The sequence below is a fragment of the Geomonas anaerohicana genome, from assembly GCF_016458305.1.
GTDB classification, from domain to species: Bacteria; Desulfobacterota; Desulfuromonadia; order Geobacterales; family Geobacteraceae; genus Geomonas; species Geomonas anaerohicana.
Genome location: NZ_JAEMHL010000002.1, coordinates 650,558 through 668,240, shown reverse-complemented (window position 1 = coordinate 668,240; position 17,683 = coordinate 650,558). Strand labels below are relative to the sequence as shown.

The window sequence follows — 17,683 nt, the reverse complement described above, 5'->3', positions numbered from 1 at the left end:
GGTCAGCGCACCAGCCCCCGGACCAGCTGGGGGGACACCGCCTGGGTCGCCCGGTCCAGGACCCGGTCCATGTAGGGAAGCCCCATGAGCTCCATGGCTGGAAAGGCCAGAAGGAGCAGGAAGTAGAGCGCGGCCACGGCGAACACCCCCTGGCTCTTCCTGCGCGCCCGGGCCACGTCCTCGCTCACCTGCATGCGTGGCACCACCGCGAGCAGCGGCGCCCCCAGCGACTTGGCGAAATCCACGTCCTTCGCCGAGGCGTCGAACTGGTCCAGCATGACCAGCAGGAACAGGCTTCCCGCCACCCCGCCGGCGATGCCCAAGAGCATGATCGCCAGGCGGTTGGGGCTCGCGGGGCGGGTGGGGAGCACCGCCGGGTCGACGACACGGAAGGTGGTGGACTTGTCCTGCACCTCCATCTGCTTGCTGACCTCGGACTGGCCGTGCCGGGAGTAGAGCTCGTCGTAGATCTTCTTCTGGTTTTCCCGCTCCACCTCGAGCTTGGCGAGCCCCGCCTTCGCCTCGGGGATGCGCTGCAGGGTGGCCCGGTTGGCGGCGATGTGGCGCCTGAGCCCCTCCTCGGTCACCCTGAGGGCGGCGATCTCGGAGTCGATCTTGGCCATCTCCTGCGGGTCCAGGGGCTGGGCCTCGGCGGCCCCGCGCGCCTTCATCTGCTCCCGGACCGCCTCGATGTCACCCTTCACGGTAACGACCTCGGGGTAGCCGTCGGTGTACTGCACCCGCAGGTCGTCCAGCCTCTTCTGCAGCGCGCCGAGCTTGGCCTGCAGCGGGTCGTTGGCCTTCCTGGTGACCTGCCGCATCCCCTCCAGCTGGCGGCGCCGCAGTTCCAGATCGTAGAGCTTTTGCTGGGCCACGTTGATCTCCTCGAAGAGCTTCCCCTCGTCGATGGAGATCACCCCCCCCTGGGACCTCTTGTAGCTGTTCACCTCGTCCTCGGCCTTTTGCAGCTTCTGGTTGAAGCTCTGGATCTGCTCGGAGAGGAACCTGGTGGCGTCGTAGGACTCGCCCCTTTTGGAGGAGGTCTTCTCCTCGATGTAGAACCGGACCAGCGTGTTCACCAGGTCGCGCGCGATGCGCGGGTCGTTGTGCACGAAGGAGATGGTGAAGAGGTTGTTCTTCTCCTTCACCTTGACGGTCAGGTTCTTCTGCAGGTCCTTGATGAGCTCCTCGTTCCCCTCCCTGCCGAGGTTCATGTCCATGCTGTCCACCACCCTGGTGAGCAGGGTGCGGCTGGTGATGGCGTAGGTGAGGACGTTGATGGTGTCGTCCATGGAGGGGGTCACCGTGAGCCCCTTCACCAGGTCGGAGATCACGTTCTTCTCGATGAATACGGTGCTCGACGACTCGTACTTTCTCGGCAAGAGGTAGCTCACCAGGAAGACCACGGTCATGATGACCAGGGCGCAGACGACGAAGAGCTCCTTGCGCCTGGCCACGAGCTGCATGTACTTGCTGTATTCCGATTCCTGCACGGCTTACCTCCTGTCCGCTAGAAAAACGCTTCCTTGACCATCACGTAGTCGCCGGCCTTCAACTCGATGTTCTGGGACAGGTCGCCCTCCTTGAAGAGCCTCTTCGCCTTCACCTCCAGGGCCTGGGCCTTGTCCCCGTCCTTTCTGCGCACCACCACGTCGTTTTGGTCCGCGAACCTCGTGAAGCCCCCCGCTTCGAGGATCGCCTCCATCACCTTCATCCCCTCGCGGTACTCGATCGCCTTGGGCACGGCCACCGCCCCCATGATGTAGACGCTGCGGTCCTGCAAAAGCGGCACGAAGAGCGAGTCGTTGGTCTCAAGCGGCAGGTCCTGGGTGGTGTCCCCCTGGATGAACAGGCGGTGCAGGTCGGTCTTCACCTTCTTGCCGTCGCGCAACAGGTAGGCGTTTCTCAGGTCGGCCGCCTTCACCTCGGGGAGGGTGCACAGAAGCTGGAGCAAGGTGGTGCGCCGGGACAGGTCGTAGACCGCGGCCTTCACCCCCGAGCCGAAGACGTAGACCTTGGAGTTGGTGATCTCCCGTACCGTCACGGTGACGATGGGGTTTTTCACCAGTTCCTTAAGGCGCCCCCCCAGCATGGTCTGGAGCTGGCTCGGGGTGGAACCGCTGGCCACCACCTCCCCCAGCCCCGGCACCGTGATCTTGCCGTCGGGGCGGACCTTCACCGGGAAGTTCAACTCCTTCACCCCCCACACGGAGATGTCGAGGCTGTCCCCTTCCCCGATCACGTAGTCCGCGCCCCTCACGCTCACGGGGGCGAGGGACACAAGGAGCAGCAAAAGCAAAAGCACGACTTTCATGACGTCCTCCCGATGCGGCACGCCGGCCGCCTTGTCAACCCAAACCTACCTGCCGCGTCCGAACAGGACCACCTTCACCGTCTCGAAGAGGATCTCCATGTCCAGGAGAAAGGAGAGGTTCTTGATGTAGTACAGGTCGTAGCGCAGCTTTTCGATGGCGTCCTCTACCGTGGCGCCGTAGGGGTAGCGCACCTGGGCCCAGCCGGTGAGGCCGGGCTTTATGGTGTGGCGCTTGGAGTAGTAGGAGATGCTGCGCTTCAGGTCCTCCACGAACTCGGGGCGCTCGGGGCGCGGGCCGATGAAGCTCATGTCCCCCTTGAGCACGTTGTAGAGCTGGGGGAGTTCGTCGATGCGCGAGTTCCTCAAGAAGGAGCCCACCCGCGTGATGCGCGGGTCGTTTCTGACTGCCCATACCGCCCCTTCGCGCTCGGCGTCCACCCGCATGGAGCGGAACTTGTAAAGGGTGAAGTGGCGCTCCCCACGCCCCACCCGGACCTGCTTGAAAAGTAGCGGCCCCGGCGAGTCCAGCTTGATGGCCAGGGCGATGAACGGGAACAGCGGCGCGGCCAGGATGAGACCGGCAAGCGCCAGGACGACGTCCATGGCGGGCTTGTACACCTTGGCGAAGGCGCTTCGGTGAAAACCGCTGGAGAAGATGATGAAGGAGGGGGTCATCTCCTCCAGAAGGAGCTTCCCCTGGACCATCTCGTAGAAAGCGGGGGCATCCAGCACCTCGACGCCGTTTAGCTTGCAGCGCATCATCTCCTGCAGGGGAAGGACGCCGCGCCTTTCCGCGAGCGCCACCACGATGGCCGAGGCCTTGTACTCGCCTGCGGTCTGCAAAAGATCCCCGCACCTGGGGACGACCTGGGAGCCGAAGAGCTCCTTTTGGTGCACCGTCTGCACCGGGCGCCCCTCTCCCTGGCACTCGAGGTACCCCGCCAGGGTGAAGCGACCCGGCTGGGAGGCCAGAAGCCCCCCCAGCTGGCAGGCAAGGTCGCCCGAGCCGAGGATCAGGACCCGCTTGGAGAAGGGGACCCTGCGCGCCCCGATCCCCGAGGCGGCGTACCAGCCGAACTGGAACAGCACGAAGAAGCCCAGCGCGAAGAAGAGCACCCCGCGCCCGAGCATCAGCTCCGGGGCGAGGTAGTACACCACGGAGAGGAAGAAGAAGGCGGCGCACCCCCCCTGGACGCAGGTGGCCAGGATGTCGCGCTTTCTGCTGTCCCTGGGGAGGGTGTACACCTCCATCAGGTACGAGGAGAACAGCGCCACCAGGACGAAGATGGCGCTGGCTTTTACGCCGGTGGTGAGATCCCACTCCCCGCGGGGGGTGAACCGACCGAAGCGGACCCCGGCTGCCAGCACCAGCGACATCAGGGCCAGCACAGCGTCGGTGCAGATGTAAAAGGGAACGCGCAGATCCATGGCTTCTCTAAAACGGCTAGCGCTTCAACTGGGCCAGGAGGGTCCTCGCCGCCGTGCTGTCCGGGTATTCCCCCAGGGAAAGGGAGTCCTGCAGCGCCTTCTGGGAACGGGCGCGGTCTCCTGCCTGGTGGTAGGCAAGCCCCAGGTGATAGCGCACCGTCGGGTCCTTGGGCAGAAGCGCCGCCGCCCGCTCCAGGACCTTGACCGCGTCCTGGCTGCGCCCGTTTTTGTACAGGGCGTACCCCACGGTGTCGGTGACGCTTGCGTTGCCCGGCTCGAGGCGGTAGGCATCGATGGCGTAGCGCAGCGCCTGCTCCCTGCTGCCGTAGCCGTCGGCGCTCAGGTAGGCCAGGTTGTTGAGCGCCGGCACGTACCTGGGGTTCAGCTCCAGGATGGCCCGGTAGCGCTGCGCGGCCTCCCGCTTCTTGCCGTTTCCCTCCAGGAGCGAGGCCAGGGCGAAGCGTGCCGGCACCGAGTCCGGCTGCACCTTGAGCGCACCCTGGAAACAGTCCTGGGCGGCCGGAAAGTCCCTCCTGGCGCGGTGCAGCTCCCCCTTGAGGATGCGGGCCTGGACGCTTGCCGGGTCGACCTCCACGGCGCGCGCGGCCTGGGCGAGGGCCGAGGCGGTGTCGCCGGTCCCCTGGTACACGCTGGCCAAAAGGAGATAGCCCCGCACCGAGTCGGGACGGCGCGCGATGTACCCCTTGGCCTGCTCCACGGCCTTGCCCCCCTGCTTCATGGCGAGGTAGGCGGCGACCCTCAGGAAGGCGCCCCGTTCCTCATCTATGGCCGAGAGATCCTCGAAGGCCCTGAGCGCCTTCTGGGGCTCCCCCTGGGAGAGCAGCAGGCGCCCCTTCGCCTCGACCGGTGCCGCGGAGCGCGGCTCGCGCTTGATCGCCTCCTCCAGGGTGGCGAGCGCCTTTTGCGGCGTTTTCTTCTGCTGGTAGGCGGCAAGGGCCAGGTAGCCGTCGAGCTTGCCGGTCGCCGCCCCCTTCTGGTACCAGGCCAGGGCCTCGGCGTCCCTGCCGGCGACCTCGTTCAGCGAAGCGAGCCCGAGCAGCGCCTGGAGGTTGCCGGGGACCCTCGACTGCAGCAGGGTGAGCTCGGCTATCGCCTTCTGGTAGTCGGCCTGGGAGGCGTAGACGCCGGCGAGGTTGTGGTAGCTCGCGGCAAGGAGCGGGTCCGCCTTCTTGGCCGCCTCGAGGCTTGCCACCGCCTCGTCCTTTTTCCCGGCGGAGAGCTGCAGCGCGGCAAGCGCGTTGTACAGGGGGGCGTCCCCCTTCCCCCCGGTGAGCCCCGCCTGCAACAGGGCGGCAGCCTTGTCGCTTTTGCCCAGGCGCCGGTAGTGCGAGGCAAGGAGGAGCCTGCCGGTCTGCGCGTCGGGGGAGGCCTTCACCGCGCTCAAAAGCTCGCTCTCACCCTGGGCTTCCTTCCCCTTGCTGAAGTAGAGGGCCCCCTTCCTCAGGTACGCGCTCACCTGCTTCGGGTCGAGCCTGGTCGCCCGGTCCAGTTCGCGCATCCCTTCCTCGAATTCCCCCTGGAGCACGTAGGCGCTCCCCAGAAGGTTGTGCGCCGTCGCGTCCGCGTCGTTGGCGGCGAGGACCTTCTTCACCTCGGCTGCGGCATCCTCGGTCCGCTTCTGCATCAGCAGGATCTGGGCGGTCATGAGCCGGGCGCGCCGGGAGTCGGGCATCCGGTCGAGGATGACGCGGAACTGTGACAGCGCGGTCTCCAGTTCCCCCTTGCTGTAGTAGCAAAGCCCCAGGAAGTGGTAGGCCTCGAGGGTGGGGGCGAGCTTGTTGGACTGCTGCAGCTGCGCGATGGCGTCGGTGTAGTTCTTGCGGTAGTAGCCGACCATCCCCTTCAGGAGATAGCCGTCCCCCCGCGTCGGGTAATCCTTGATGAGCTCGTCGGCTGCGGCGTCAGCCTTGCCCGGCTCCCCCTGCTCGAGCCAGATGGCCCCCAGCCTGAAGCGTGCGGGAACCTGGTTGCGGTCCTGCTTGATGATGCGCTCGTAGACCGCGGCGGCCCGGTCCCGGCGCCCCGCGGCGAGCTCGAGGTTCGCCTGCATGTAGAGCGCCTTCAGGTTGCGCGGGTCCGCTGCCAGCAACTGGCCCAGCTCCTGCCCCGCCGCATCGCTTCGCCCCATGGAGAGTTGCACCGTGGCGAGGGCGAGCCGCGCCGACGCGCGCCCGGGATCCGCCTTCACGGCGCGGGTCAGAAACGAGAGGGCCTCCTGGTACCTTTTGCCCACGGCGTGCGCCTCACCGGCTACCTCGAGTCCCTCGGGGCTCTCGGGATGCCGGGCAAGGTATTGTTGCGACAACTCCGCGGCGCGCTCTCCCTTGCCGGTGGTACTGGCAAGCCTGGCGAGTTCCAGGACCACCTCGTCCCGGGAGGGGTTCTGGGTGAGGACCTTGTTGAATTCCTTTTCCGCCTGCTCCGCCTTCCCCAGCGCAGCGTAGGCCTTGCCGAGCTGGAAGCGTGCCTCGAAGAAGTTGGCGTCCTTTTCCAGCGCGTTTTTAAGATAAACCACCGCCGCGCCCGGGTTGGACTGCATCTGTTTCACCCCCTCCTCATAGAGGGTCTCTTTGGTCTTGCTGCCACAGGCAGCACACGTTGCGACTACAACCAGAAGCAGGAGCGATATTCTCACAGCGGGACCTCCACTAAGGCAGCAGGTGTTGCCAAACAGTGAGCCGAAAAACATTAAAATCTATGTCGGAAAATTCAACACTTAATGGCAAAAACGCAAGCAAAATATTTGACGACCTGAGTGACAAGGGGGCGCAGATATGAGCAAACCTGTTCAATCACCGTACTTTTTAATACAGACTAAGAAATGCACAACCAGAGGGTTACACCGTCAGGCGCCTCCTTCCGGCACCCGCATCGATAAATTTTTTAACATTAATTTATCTCAATATTACGGACAGACCTCCCCCTCCCCACTATCTGTCGGGAATCTTTACATCCGCCTCGGCGCCGCTTCCCCGGCCCGGTGGCAAACGGCGCAGTTTCAGCAGGGTGCGCCGCATGGCACGCCCGTTGCTTTATTGGTGTTCGCACATTAACCCACGCAAAGGAGGACAACAATGAAACGGATAGCAGCAACACTCGCCGCCGTGCTCTGTTTGGCAGCAAACAGCGCAACAGCGACGGCCATCAATCCCTCAGGGGGGGGAGACGGCTCGGAATTCAACATGCAGCAGATCCTCGACGGCATCACCACAGGAGGCGTAAGCCGCGTCAACGCCTTCTCCGACTACATGCCGGACCGGCACGACGCCCTGTGGACCACCGGGGGGTGCGGCACGTCATCGGCGACCATGATCCTCGAGATCGCCGGCAACGCCCACGTGAACAGCTTCGGGATCTACGACGCAAGCAACGTCAACAACAGGGCCGAGCTCTTCAGCGGCAGGGCCGGCGCGGGGACCAGGGTCTCCTTCAGCTTCGACCGGGACCTCACCCTGACCGTGGCCGACTACGCGCGCAAAACCTTCACCGATCACCGCTTCGACTCCAACGTATTCGGCTTTTATTTCGACAACGGCGCCAACATCTTCTACAGCGACACCGCCCGCAACGCCGACGGGTTCGACCACATGGTGGCCTACGCGAGCCAAGGGGGGGCCGTGAGCCTCCCCGGCAGCCCGGCCTATACGCCCTGGCTCCCCAACGAGTACGTGCTCGGCTTCGAGGACACCTATGGCGGCGGCGACGGGGACTACAACGACATGGTGCTCATGGTTGAGTCGGTGGCGCCGGTTCCGGAGCCGGGGACCATGCTCCTGCTGGGGTGCGGCTTCCTCGGCCTGGCCGTCTACGGCAAGCGGCGCAAAAACGCCTGATGCACCCGGGCGAGACGGCCGCGGAGGGGGATCCCCCTTACCTCCCGCCGCGGCGCGGCAGGTCCCAGGGCGCCGGGGACCCTTCCCCGGCGCCCGCTCCCCGCGCCGCACGGACAGCGGCGCTGTCGGCGTCGAAGATGCCGGACCTGGTCCCGTTCAGAAGGAGCCGCGAGGCGCCCCGGCACTCCTGCTGCTCCCGGCCGCAAGGGCAGAAGTCCCCCAAGCGCACCTCCTTCAGGGTGCAGCACTCGATCCCGGTATCCCGGGCATAGCAAAGAAACTGCTCGAGGCTGTGGAAGAAACGCTCGGTATCGCCGTCGCGCTTGTTGAAGGGGGAGAGCCCCTTGACCAGCGTGTTCGAGTGGAAGAACAGGTTCAGGTAACCGATGCGCAGGGCCCGGAAGCGCTCGGCCAGCTTGACCATCATCGTTCCGGTCGCGGTCTCGGGGGAGAGCGCCACCTTGTTCAACAGCCTCAACCGGTCCAGGATGCCGCACAGCCGCATCTTCCTGAGCGGCGGTTGCTTCAGCAGTTCGTGCGCGCGGCGGCAGATCTCGAAGTCGTGCTGCAGGAAACCGACCGAGGCCGGGAACTGCAGGAGCTCGCCGCTGTCGTCGCTGAGAAAGATGTCACGGGAGGAGAAGCGGTAGGGGTGGGGGGGGACCCTGCTGTAGTCGACGCCGTTGGAGTCGGCCCAGCTGGTGTAGGAGGTGACCGAGGTATCTATCCTGAGGCCGAGCCTTTGGATCGAGCGCGCGGTGGCGCTGCCAAAGGCCCAGCGCCCGGCGCGAAACGATGCCGGGGCAATGCCCAGGTTGTCGCAGATGGCGTTTCTGAGCGTTTCCAGCTTGCGGAACTGCAACTGCTCGGGGAGGTTGCACAGCATGCTGTTGTAGGAGCACAGCGACTCCTCGAAGGGGGGGGTGTTCCAGGGGTGGCAGTGCATGCCGACCTCGCACCTGCCGCGGTCCAGCAGGTCGGAGAAGAGCTCGATGGCCATCGGGTCGGTGGCGACCGGGTAGTTGATCAGGTAGGTGGGGCGCACGCCGTAACGGTCGAAGAGGGCCTGAAGGTCGTGGATGCACTTCAGGTTCTCCAGCGAGTAGCTCCGGTCCGTGTAACCGCCCCAGTTGTCCTCTTCCGTGTCGATGGTGATGACCAGCACCATGATCCACCTCCCCTTCGGGGCCCAGCAGTTGTGGCGACGAGGAATGCCTCAGGGCGCGTCCGCTGCGCAGGCGCCCTTACTCCTGACCCGGTCGAGCCCGTAGCGGACCGGGGGTAATTTTTTCAGGAACTCCTTCCACCCGTAACGGGTCAGGTAGCTGAGCGTGCCCGAAAAGGAGGCGGGAAAGATCCTGACCGTCCCGCTCGCCCCGGTCCGGTCGGTCCATTCCATCTTCCAGGGCTCGCAGACCCCGCGCAGGTCGCAGACCCGGTACCCCCCCGCCTCCCGGCACCAGGTGAGCACCTCGGCCAGCAGCAAAAGCCCCGGGGCGAGATGCCGGTACCGCTGGTCGTAGCCGGTTTTCAGGATGAAGAGGGTGCCGCCCCGGGCCAGGCAGAAGCAGGCCGCGGTGACGCGCTCCTCCAGCCTGAGCAGGAACAAGACCAGCGCCCCGCTCTCCCCGGCCCACCGGGCCAGGGCACGGTAGTAGCTCTCCGCGTCGGCCCGGCACTTGATCGCCGTCCCCGCCTCCCCCTTCCAGCTGCGGTACTCGGCCTCGAACAGCTCGGAAAGGGTGGCGTCGAGGGCGTCGCCGCCGGTCACCGCCTGCAGGTGCACCCCTCCCTCCCGGGCGGCCCGCTTCCGGCTTTGCTTGAGCGATTTCTGCACCCTGCCCGACAGGCGCGCCAACAGCTCCGCCTCGCTTGCAGGCACCTCCAGGAAGGGGGCGCTGGGGTGGAAGCCATGCTGGGAACAGCCGCTTCTGCGCGAGAGCAGTTCCAGCAAGGGGGCCGTGTTCGGTCCGTCCGCGGGGAGCTTGTCGATCGTGATGGTCTCTCCCGGAAAAAGCCGCGCCGCCGCCAAAAGAAAGCCCGACAGCGCCGCGCTGCGCTCCTCGCCGGCCACCAGGAAGTCGTAACAGTGGGTCTCGCTGTTGGCGAGGGACCGGATGCCGTTGTCAAGCCCCTTGCCGTCGGTCACCAGGCGACAGGGGAATATCCCCTTCACCTCGCCCTCTCTCGCAAGGACGGTCACCAGGGGGCGCGCGGCGCCGCCGAAGGAGCGCCACCAGCAGGAGAAACTCTCGAAGGTGAGGAAGACACCGAGGTCGCCGTAGCCGTGCGCCAGGTCGTTCCAGCGGGGGGGCAGTTCCCGCGGGAAGGACCACTGCCGGTAGGCGGTCGCCTCCCAGCCGCCGGCAAGCGTGACGGTGAGCGGGGTGGAGTCCGTGGCCATGGTCAGCGTACCCTGCGCAGCCAGTCGGTCTTCCAGAAGTAGTAACAGCAGCGGTCGCACCCCTCCTTGTCATAGAGCTCGACGCCGTCGCAGATCACGTCCCGCAACACCACCGTATCCTTCACCCGGACCATCTTCCAGGCGCGCTCGTCGAACATGGTCCGCACCGGCTTCAAGACGGTGCACCGCTTCCCGGCGTAGCGCGCCATCCCCGGCATGAACTGCAGCCTGCCGCAGCAGCCGTTGCCGTCCAGGGTGCGCCGGATCTCCTCCATGGTGAGCACTTCGACCTCATCCCCGGGCTGGTAGCAGGCGCCGGGGGGGGAAAGGAGGCGGTTTGCGGCCCGGTTTATGGCGCTCGCCCCTGCCGCGCTCGCCTCTTCCATCGCGCTGAAGTGGTGCACCAGGCGCCTTTTAAGCGCGCTGTTCAGACGCAGCAGGAAGGTCCTCACCCGGTCGGAAAGGGTGAGGGGACCGCCCGAGTGGTACACCACCTGCAGCTGGCACCTGTCGTCCCCTTGCATGACACGCCTCCTTCCACGCTCCCTACCTGAGGAGCAGCTTTCCCGCCTGGCGGGCCATCCTTGCCAAGCCCGCGGCCAGGCCCAGGGGGGTCTTGCGCCACAACCTGACCTGCAGGCTGCGCCGCCCGCCTGCGGCCCAGTGGAACTTGTACGGCTCGCCTCCTTTTAAAAAATCGTAGCGGCGGTACCCCTTTTGCCCCGCGTCCAGGATGCACTTGCCCAGAAGGAGGTGTCCGATGCTGACCTTGGGGTTGAACGTCTTGTCCACCGCCACCAGGTACAGGAACAGGGAGTCCCGATACCGGAAATGAAGCAGGGAGGCGATCTCCTTTCCCTGCACGGCCAGGGTGTCGATCCTCACCCCCTCCCGGGGACCACGGCGCTCCAGGTATCCCTGGAGCAGGGAGATAAGCCTCGTGCCCGGCCTGCCGCTGACGGCACGGTAGAGGCGGAAGAAGCGCTCAAGCGACGCCGCACCGGCCTCTTCCTCCGCCAGGTGAACCACCTCCCCCTCCCGCTGCAAGAGGGCGAGTTCCTTTTCGTATTTCTTTTTACAGCCGGCGGAAGCCCGCCGCGGCCACCCGTCCTCCCGGCTCTCCTCCAACTCCAGCGCCGGACAGTAGGCGCCGGGGGCAAGCTCCAGGTACCGTCCCGCCTCGTCCACCCGTTCCAGGAAGCGGAGCAGGAAGACGGAGTCAGCGGGGATATCCTGCAGATGAAGGAGGTCCCACTCCCCCCTCCCCTCTTCCAAGAGGAACCGGTACAGCGCCCCGGCCACCTGCTCCTCGCATCCCCTGCGGCAGATCACGTCGAGGTAGTCGCTCCCCCCCTCCGGCGCCCCGAGAAAGCGGATGGTGCGCACCCCGAACGCCCCCTTGCGACGTTCCCGGTAAAAAGGGGCGATGCCGGCGGGGCGCTCCCGCTGCGAGAAGAAGAGGACGAAGAGCTCGCGCCCCTCTTTGAGGCAGCAGCCAAGCCAGGCCGACATCCACTCCCAGGTCAGGAACACGCCGTCGGCCGCAGACGCGGCCAGCAGTTCGTTCCACTGAGGCGCCAGCCCCTGCAGTTGCTCCGGCGTGTCGATGACGGTGACGGACAGCTCGCTCATTGCCTCTCGCGGTGATAGAACCTGTGCCTAAGGGTGCACTCTCGGGGACAAGGGCCGTTGTCTCAGAAAAATTCACTGAATGGATGGTGCTAATTCTACAACGCAGCTTGCTAAGATCAAGTTAACTAAATAACTATTTAATTACACCAATGAGAGCGGCCGTGTCATGGCGTTATCTATCACATATAGTGCAGGATTCAAACAGACAGTATTGGTAAATTCTTATTACCTATAAATAGTGAATCACTGCTTATTCTGCACTTTAAATTCATCCTGTTCCTGCTACAATTACTCCCGCGCTTTTGCCGACACCACGCTCTGAGGGAGAATCATGCCCCATTCCCCATTCCGGACACGGCTTCACGGAGAGGCGCTCTGCCGCGTCCTCCCCTTTGCGCTGTACATGGGGTTCATCGCCGTCCAGGAGGCGCTCGGCATGGCACAAAAGGCGGGGGTAGTGCACCTTCCCGCCGCGGCCCATCTTTACCTATACCCGGTCAAGATCCTGTCCGTGGCGGCGCTCCTCGTCGCCTGCCGGCACACGTACCGTGAACTATGCCTGGACGATCTGCGCAACGTAAAAAGCGGCGCCGCGGTCATTGCCGTCGGGGTGGCCACCTTCATCGCCTGGATCTTCATCACCTGGACCATGCCAATGGCCCCGCCTCCCCCTCCCTTTGCGCCGGGCCTTCTCCCGGAGGGTTGGGTGCGTGTCGTGATGACCGGCCTGCGCGTGGCCGGGGCCGTGCTGGTCGTCCCGGTCATGGAGGAGCTTTTCTGGCGCTCGTTCCTGCTGCGCTACCTGGTGCGTGTGCAGTTCAGCTCGGTGCGCGTGGGCGATTTCACCCTCTCCTCCTTTCTGATCACCACCTTGCTGTTCGGCCTGGAGCACCACCAGGTCCTGTCCGGCATCCTGGCCGGCGCCGTCTACAACCTCGTCTGCTACAAGACCCGCAGCATCACCCTGTGCGTCCTGGCACACGCCACCACCAACCTCGCCCTCGCCTGCTACATCCTTTGCACCGGCAACTGGCATCTCTGGTAAGGCTCTCTGTCGGAATCCATTACACCCCCGACCGGTACCCCCTGCGTCAAGTGGCCGGTTTAACAATCTTTTTGCTGGCCGGACCGTGACACGCTGTCGGTCACCTTTACACCTTGCCGGCGCAATCCAGCGCACATACTGTGATAACGGCGAGTTAGGTGATGGCCCGCAATTTGCTGCGACGTGGACACGTGGCCAAGCTTCATAAAAAGGAAAAGGAGGGTGTCATGAAAAAACTGCTTGTTCTGATCGGCATCGTGGCGATGTTCGGAACGTCCGCAGCTTTCGCTGTTTCGGTCCCCGACCCATTGGATCCTTCCGTCATGCACATCGGCAATCCCCCCGGCACCGGGGGGTATCTTTACAACGGCTCTGAACTCAGACCGATATCGAACACCCATCTGGGTATCCAGGAGAACGGCAACGGTCAGCCCGCGCTCGCCGACCCGCTTTTGATGATCATTGGGGTACCCGGGGCCGATAGCGGGTATCAGGCCCCCTCCATCACCCTCTCGACCGGGACGGGTGCCGCCGGCGGCGCCAACGCCTACTCGGGCACCTGGAACGTCACCACGGGCTATGCCGGCTCCTTCGGCCCCGCCAGCGACGATCTTTACGACTGGCTCGGCCTCAAGCCGAGCGGCAACGCGTCCAACAACTTCGGCAACTGGCATGACGCGGACCTCGCGGTGAACAACATCGACGCGGCCTTCTTCGGCATCTTCGTCTACACCCTGAACGACACCTTGATCACCGGCGGAAGCACCATCGGCGTCACCTTCGGCGCTCCGTTGGACAACGGGACCTTCGTGGTCGCCTACGGGCAGGATCTGCGCGAACGCCCGCACTCCTACACCACGCCGTTCACCGAGGCGGGGCTCACCACCACCACGCCGCCGGTCCCCGAACCGGGTACCATGATCCTGCTCGGCGCCGGGTTCCTGGGGCTCGCCGTCTGGGGCAAACGCCGCAGGAACGCATAAGTTGCAGCAGGACCAGGAAAGGCAGCGGGGGCGCCGCTAGGCGCCCCTTTCTTCGAAAGGGCCACTTTGCAGCCAAGGCTTAAGCGAATTCTCCACCAAAAACAAAAGGCGACGCCTTCCAGGCATCGCCTTTTGTTTGCACCTAAATGTGGAATGTTCGATTCACTTCCCACTGTTGTCAAGTATCTCGACACGGCTTACGGGTCGTGTCAAGGTATCCGACACTTGCCGTTACGCCGCGGCTCCCCCCATGTGCCTTCGTTCGGGGCCGCGATACCCCGCCTTGTTTTTCACCGACCGGATCGGGTCGACCCCCACCGTTACCCACCCGGAAGAGCGCAGAAACCTGGCGACGACGCCGGACTCGATCAGGCTGTCCAGCATGTAGTCCTTTACGTAGTCATACCTCTTGTTTGTCCAGTTCACTTGAACCAGCATAACCGCCCCCTCGTGCTGCGGCTTAAGCTACCTCAGCCAGTTTTTGGTGATGCCCCCTCAGGCTGAAGCGTCTGCAATTTTCAGACCCCCCTTAGTAAAAAAAACGCGCAGTTGTCGGCGAGTTACCGCCCCCCTAGAACTGTCCCAGGACCAACTGTGCCTGTCGCGACGAACTGGCCAAAGGCGTCTGCGCCTCTTGCTGGGACTGGACCAGGCGCAGCATGTTGGCCCCTTCCTCCCTGAGATCCACGGGGACCCCGCACTCTCCCCCGGGAGCTGTTGCCGCAGCACGCGCCCCGGGCTCACTCCCGGGTGGCGCGCTGCCCTGGGACAGGCGGCATGCCGGCATAAGCTGTGATTTTTTCATACCCGCTCCTTATCCCACGGTCTGCGTGGGAGCGGGATGGCTGGCGCCATCCCGCCCTGGAGAGACTAGAACAGCTTGAGGATGGACTGCGCGGCCGACGACGAGAGGCTGAGCGAGGTGGTGCCCAGCGACTGGCGGGTCTGCAGCATGAGCATGTTGGCACCCTCCTCGTTCATGTCAGCGAGGGTCAGGTTGTCGGCGCCGGTCTGCAGGGTGTTGATCATCTCGTCGGTGAAGCTTTGGCGCGTGGTGATGATGTTGAGGTTGGCGGCCAGGGCCTGGGTGTTGACCCTGAGGGTCGAGATGGCGGTATCCATCTTCGCCGTGTCGGTGGTGATATCGGAGACGGTCTGCCAGTTACCGCTGGCCTCGGAGAGGCTCAGGCCGCCCGAACTGGCGAGGAAGCCCACCACGTCCAGGGTGGAACTGGCGTCCTCGTTGAAGTTGACCGTGAGGGTGTTGATGGTGCTCAGAAGGTTCAGTCCGCGATACCCCGAGTCCGAGGAGATGTTGTCGATCTGGCTGCGGATGGTGTTGTACTGGCTGGCCAGCTTGGACTGGACGTTGGTGTCGCTGGTGGAGAGGGCGGACTGGGCCACACCCTTGGCGGCGTTGATCAAACCGGTGATGGCGGTGATGCCTGCGTTGGTAGCCTGTACCGTCTGCACCGCTTCCGACATGCCGTCCTTGCGGTCGGACAGGTCGCTGGCGCGCTGGTTGGCGTTTTGGGCCGCGAAGTAGTTGGTCGGGTTGTCCAGGGCGCTGTTGACCTTCTTGCCCGACGACAGCCTCTGCTGGGTACGGTTCAGCAGCTGGCTGGTGTTCTGCAGGTACAGAAGGTTGGTCCTCATGCCGGCGGTCAAAGAGATATCACTAACTGTCATGGCGTAGCTCCTTTTCTGGGCGACCCGGCGTTCTGCCGGTGGTTTTCCAACCGTTGGTGCTGTCTCGCACGGGAAAAAGGTCGCAGAGTGGCCAGTTCGGCGCCCCCTCCGCACGCACGATAGTCTGCTTATCGACGTCGGGAAGTATAACTTAAGCGATTTTTAATTCAAAAAATCAAACTTTTTTAGAGGGAAATGTGACGCGGGGACGATGGGAGCCTGCGGAGGGGGGGAACCGGCGCCCCCCGTGCAGGGAGGCGCCGGCAAGCGCTAGGGGGCGTACCCGGGGAAACGGACCACCGCCCCACCATCGGCGGGAGGAGCGGTGGCCTTGCGGCGGTTGGCGCCGCCGGAGAAGAGGAGGTAGCCGTATTTGCCGTAGTGGGTCACCTTGGGGCCGTACTGGACCGCTGCCGCGGGCGACCCCGGCTCGAACAGGGCGACCACGCCCTGCTCCGGGGCGCTGCGCTGCAGCACCGTGAAGGTTAGCGTGTCCCCCTGCTCCGTCGCTCCGCCCCGGCTGATGGTCTCGGCGCCGGCCGGCAGCAGCGCAGGGTCGCCGGGTAAGCCGCAAAAGAGGAGGTCGTGTCGCGCCGCCTGCCCGGGTTTCAGGTCCGCCTCGTCGACCACCGCAGCCTTGCCCTGGGACAGGGAAGCGAGAAAGGCGCGGAAGCTCCCCCGCTCCACTCGGCAGTTCCGGGTAATCACCCCGATCAGGTTGCCGGCCCCCTTGATGCTGTTGACGGTAGCCGGTATCTCCCCGGGTGAGAGGACGCGGAAGATTTCCGCATCAGGGTCGAGCAGCAGGCGCTGCGGCTGTCCCGGTGCGGCGAGGTCGAAGCTGGCGGCACCCTGCGCCGGGACAGGAACCGGCCGGGTGAGCGCCCCCGCCGCGGTCTCCAACCGCAGGGGAACGTCCTGCCCGAAATACGGCGGGGACTGCCTGAGCGTTCCGGTCACCTGCCATCCCGTTGCCAGGCGCCGGCTCTGCGCGCCGCTGAGGGCAAGCCGTGCCCCCCCCTTGCGCTCGATGAGGGGCCTGATCGGGGCAAGGTCTTGGCCCGAGGCACGCACGAAGGCAGCCAGCAGGTCGCTCCAGGAAGCGGAGCGGTACATGCGCTGCCGCGCCAGCTCCCGCAGCGCGCTGAAGAAGGCCTCATCGCCGATCCGGGACCGGATCATGTGGAACACCATGGCAGCCTTGCCGTAGCCGATGGCCCGGGAGGCGGGATCGTTGCGGCTCACGAAGGCGGTGAGCGGGAAGTCGTTTTCCGTGGTGACCAGGGAGGCGTAATCAATGAGGAGCTGCCTGCGGTATTCGGCGGCTTCAGCCTGCGAGCGGCGCTCCTTTAAGAGGTAGTCGGCCAGGTAGGTGACCAGTCCCTCGCACCAGTTGCCTTCACTGAGGTCGACATCGATGCCGTTACCCCACCATGAATGGGCGATCTCGTGGGGAAGGCTGGTGTCGACGATGAAGGGAAGCTTGATCACGGAGCCCCCCAGCAGCGTGAAGGAGGGAAAGCCGTAGCCGGTGGGGAAGAAGTTCTCCACCACCGCGAACTTCTCGAAGGGATAGGGGCCGAAGAGTTCCTGGTACAGGGTGAGGTACTTCGCGGCGGCGTCCAGGTAGCGTGGCGCGAGTTGGGCGTTGTCACGGTAGAAGTAGCTGTAGAGCGTGATGCCGGCCGCCTTGCGCTCCTCGACCAGGTACGGTCCGGCGCACAGCGACAGCCCCCCCACCGGCCTGGTCTCCTGCCACACCGAGCGGGTGACGCCGGCCGAGGTCTCCCGTGCCAGCCGGGCGCCGAAGGTGATCGCTTCGGTTCCGGCCGGTGCCGAGACGGTGACCTTGCGGCTGGCCGGGACCTGCTCCGGCACCGGGTACCAGTAGGCGCCCCCCCCGAGGAAGGTCCCCTCGCTGCCGATGGTAGCGTTGACGCCGTAGCTTGGGTCCTCGCCCGCGGCCGGATGCCGCGCCACCTGGTCGTTGAAGCTGGCGTGATAGGCGAGTGCCACGCTGGTTTCCCCCTGCGGAAGTTCCAGCTCGATGGCGCCGGAGCGGAAGGTGAAGGGAAGGTCGCGGCCTGCGCAACGCACCGAGTCTACTCGGGCCTGCTTCGCGAGCCTCAAGCGGACCTTGCGGCTGCCCGGGGCGAAGGCGATGCGGCTTTCGCCCCCCAACTCGTGCCGGGGTGGATCGAGGGTTACGGCGATGTCCTGGCTGAGGACGGCCGCAGCCCCGCTTGCGGCGGCCGGCTCGGCAGAAAACGCCAGTAGCAGCATGAAAAGAAGCGATGACAACATGGCAAACACCTGCACGCGCACCTCCAGCAA

Annotated in this window: 15 protein-coding genes; 3 read left to right on the top strand and 12 right to left on the bottom strand. The window is 64.9% G+C overall.

Annotated features, from left to right (window positions below):
* Window positions 1–2 precede the first annotated feature (2 nt).
* From JFN91_RS06270 to prsT, 4 genes are read right to left on the bottom strand one after another with little or no spacing between them, the layout of a single operon-like run.
* Entirely contained in the window at window positions 3–1,493 is a 1,491-nt protein-coding gene (locus JFN91_RS06270) for an XrtA system polysaccharide chain length determinant (protein WP_199388326.1), read from the bottom strand.
* A gap of 17 nt (window positions 1,494–1,510) precedes the next feature.
* Entirely contained in the window at window positions 1,511–2,314 is an 804-nt protein-coding gene (locus tag JFN91_RS06265) for a polysaccharide biosynthesis/export family protein (RefSeq protein WP_199388325.1), read from the bottom strand.
* A 45-nt stretch (window positions 2,315–2,359) separates the two neighbouring features.
* Window positions 2,360–3,742 carry a TIGR03013 family XrtA/PEP-CTERM system glycosyltransferase gene (locus tag JFN91_RS06260; RefSeq protein ID WP_199388324.1) on the bottom strand — a complete coding sequence of 461 codons (1,383 nt, stop codon included), beginning with the start codon at window positions 3,740–3,742 and terminating at the stop codon, window positions 2,360–2,362.
* A 16-nt stretch (window positions 3,743–3,758) separates the two neighbouring features.
* The gene (prsT, locus tag JFN91_RS06255) at window positions 3,759–6,452 is read right to left on the bottom strand and encodes an XrtA/PEP-CTERM system TPR-repeat protein PrsT (RefSeq protein ID WP_199388323.1); all 2,694 of its coding nucleotides are present in this window, start codon (window positions 6,450–6,452) and stop codon (window positions 3,759–3,761) included.
* A gap of 385 nt (window positions 6,453–6,837) precedes the next feature.
* Between prsT and JFN91_RS06250 the strand changes: the two genes are divergently transcribed.
* Window positions 6,838–7,596: a DUF4114 domain-containing protein gene (locus JFN91_RS06250; RefSeq protein WP_236014981.1), complete on the top strand. Its 759-nt coding sequence runs from the start codon at window positions 6,838–6,840 to the stop codon at window positions 7,594–7,596.
* Between the two features lie 37 nt (window positions 7,597–7,633).
* Here JFN91_RS06250 and JFN91_RS06245 read toward each other — a convergent pair whose 3' ends face one another.
* Genes JFN91_RS06245 through JFN91_RS06230 form a run of 4 tightly spaced genes read right to left on the bottom strand, consistent with a single transcriptional unit; the run spans window position 7,634 to window position 11,632 of the window.
* A complete protein-coding gene (locus JFN91_RS06245; protein WP_199388322.1) occupies window positions 7,634–8,764 on the bottom strand; it encodes a polysaccharide deacetylase family protein in 1,131 nt (376 codons plus the stop codon).
* Between the two features lie 48 nt (window positions 8,765–8,812).
* Window positions 8,813–10,000: a GNAT family N-acetyltransferase gene (locus JFN91_RS06240; RefSeq protein WP_199388321.1), complete on the bottom strand. Its 1,188-nt coding sequence runs from the start codon at window positions 9,998–10,000 to the stop codon at window positions 8,813–8,815.
* 2 nt (window positions 10,001–10,002) lie between these two features.
* The gene (locus JFN91_RS06235) at window positions 10,003–10,524 is read right to left on the bottom strand and encodes a hypothetical protein (RefSeq protein WP_199388320.1); all 522 of its coding nucleotides are present in this window, start codon (window positions 10,522–10,524) and stop codon (window positions 10,003–10,005) included.
* Window positions 10,525–10,546: 22 nt separating this feature from the next.
* The gene (locus tag JFN91_RS06230; RefSeq protein WP_199388319.1) at window positions 10,547–11,632 is read right to left on the bottom strand and encodes a GNAT family N-acetyltransferase; all 1,086 of its coding nucleotides are present in this window, start codon (window positions 11,630–11,632) and stop codon (window positions 10,547–10,549) included.
* 331 nt (window positions 11,633–11,963) lie between these two features.
* Between JFN91_RS06230 and JFN91_RS06225 the strand changes: the two genes are divergently transcribed.
* Both JFN91_RS06225 and JFN91_RS21990 read left to right on the top strand, forming a co-directional pair.
* Entirely contained in the window at window positions 11,964–12,677 is a 714-nt protein-coding gene (locus JFN91_RS06225; RefSeq protein ID WP_199388318.1) for a CAAX prenyl protease-related protein, read from the top strand.
* Between the two features lie 227 nt (window positions 12,678–12,904).
* Window positions 12,905–13,660 carry a PEP-CTERM sorting domain-containing protein gene (locus tag JFN91_RS21990; protein WP_236014979.1) on the top strand — a complete coding sequence of 252 codons (756 nt, stop codon included), beginning with the start codon at window positions 12,905–12,907 and terminating at the stop codon, window positions 13,658–13,660.
* A gap of 231 nt (window positions 13,661–13,891) precedes the next feature.
* On the opposite strand, the gene JFN91_RS06215 is transcribed toward JFN91_RS21990, so the two are convergent.
* The 4 genes from JFN91_RS06215 to JFN91_RS06200 all read right to left on the bottom strand — a co-directional run bounded on the left by JFN91_RS06215 (window position 13,892) and on the right by JFN91_RS06200 (window position 17,653).
* Window positions 13,892–14,098 (bottom strand): GSU3473 family protein, encoded by a 207-nt coding sequence (locus tag JFN91_RS06215; protein ID WP_199388317.1) that lies wholly within the window; start codon window positions 14,096–14,098, stop codon window positions 13,892–13,894.
* A 133-nt stretch (window positions 14,099–14,231) separates the two neighbouring features.
* Window positions 14,232–14,465 (bottom strand): hypothetical protein, encoded by a 234-nt coding sequence (locus JFN91_RS06210; RefSeq protein WP_199388316.1) that lies wholly within the window; start codon window positions 14,463–14,465, stop codon window positions 14,232–14,234.
* Between the two features lie 65 nt (window positions 14,466–14,530).
* On the bottom strand, window positions 14,531–15,349 hold the full coding sequence (locus tag JFN91_RS06205; RefSeq protein ID WP_199388315.1) for a flagellin N-terminal helical domain-containing protein: 819 nt from the start codon (window positions 15,347–15,349) through the stop codon (window positions 14,531–14,533).
* Between the two features lie 270 nt (window positions 15,350–15,619).
* Entirely contained in the window at window positions 15,620–17,653 is a 2,034-nt protein-coding gene (locus JFN91_RS06200) for a M1 family metallopeptidase (RefSeq protein ID WP_199388314.1), read from the bottom strand.
* Window positions 17,654–17,683: the final 30 nt, after the last annotated feature.

Coding starts and splice junctions, on each gene's coding strand:
- JFN91_RS06260 (WP_199388324.1), bottom strand. CDS start 3,742: ATGGATCTGCGCGTTCCCTTTTACATCTGCACCGACGCTGTGCTGGCC.
- JFN91_RS06210 (WP_199388316.1), bottom strand. CDS start 14,465: ATGAAAAAATCACAGCTTATGCCGGCATGCCGCCTGTCCCAGGGCAGC.
- JFN91_RS06245 (WP_199388322.1), bottom strand. CDS start 8,764: ATGGTGCTGGTCATCACCATCGACACGGAAGAGGACAACTGGGGCGGT.
- JFN91_RS06200 (WP_199388314.1), bottom strand. CDS start 17,653: ATGTTGTCATCGCTTCTTTTCATGCTGCTACTGGCGTTTTCTGCCGAG.
- JFN91_RS06225 (WP_199388318.1), top strand. CDS start 11,964: ATGCCCCATTCCCCATTCCGGACACGGCTTCACGGAGAGGCGCTCTGC.
- JFN91_RS06250 (WP_236014981.1), top strand. CDS start 6,838: ATGAAACGGATAGCAGCAACACTCGCCGCCGTGCTCTGTTTGGCAGCA.
- JFN91_RS21990 (WP_236014979.1), top strand. CDS start 12,905: ATGAAAAAACTGCTTGTTCTGATCGGCATCGTGGCGATGTTCGGAACG.
- JFN91_RS06240 (WP_199388321.1), bottom strand. CDS start 10,000: ATGGCCACGGACTCCACCCCGCTCACCGTCACGCTTGCCGGCGGCTGG.
- JFN91_RS06215 (WP_199388317.1), bottom strand. CDS start 14,098: ATGCTGGTTCAAGTGAACTGGACAAACAAGAGGTATGACTACGTAAAG.
- JFN91_RS06205 (WP_199388315.1), bottom strand. CDS start 15,349: ATGACAGTTAGTGATATCTCTTTGACCGCCGGCATGAGGACCAACCTT.
- JFN91_RS06235 (WP_199388320.1), bottom strand. CDS start 10,524: ATGCAAGGGGACGACAGGTGCCAGCTGCAGGTGGTGTACCACTCGGGC.
- prsT (WP_199388323.1), bottom strand. CDS start 6,452: ATGTTTTTCGGCTCACTGTTTGGCAACACCTGCTGCCTTAGTGGAGGT.
- JFN91_RS06265 (WP_199388325.1), bottom strand. CDS start 2,314: ATGAAAGTCGTGCTTTTGCTTTTGCTGCTCCTTGTGTCCCTCGCCCCC.
- JFN91_RS06230 (WP_199388319.1), bottom strand. CDS start 11,632: ATGAGCGAGCTGTCCGTCACCGTCATCGACACGCCGGAGCAACTGCAG.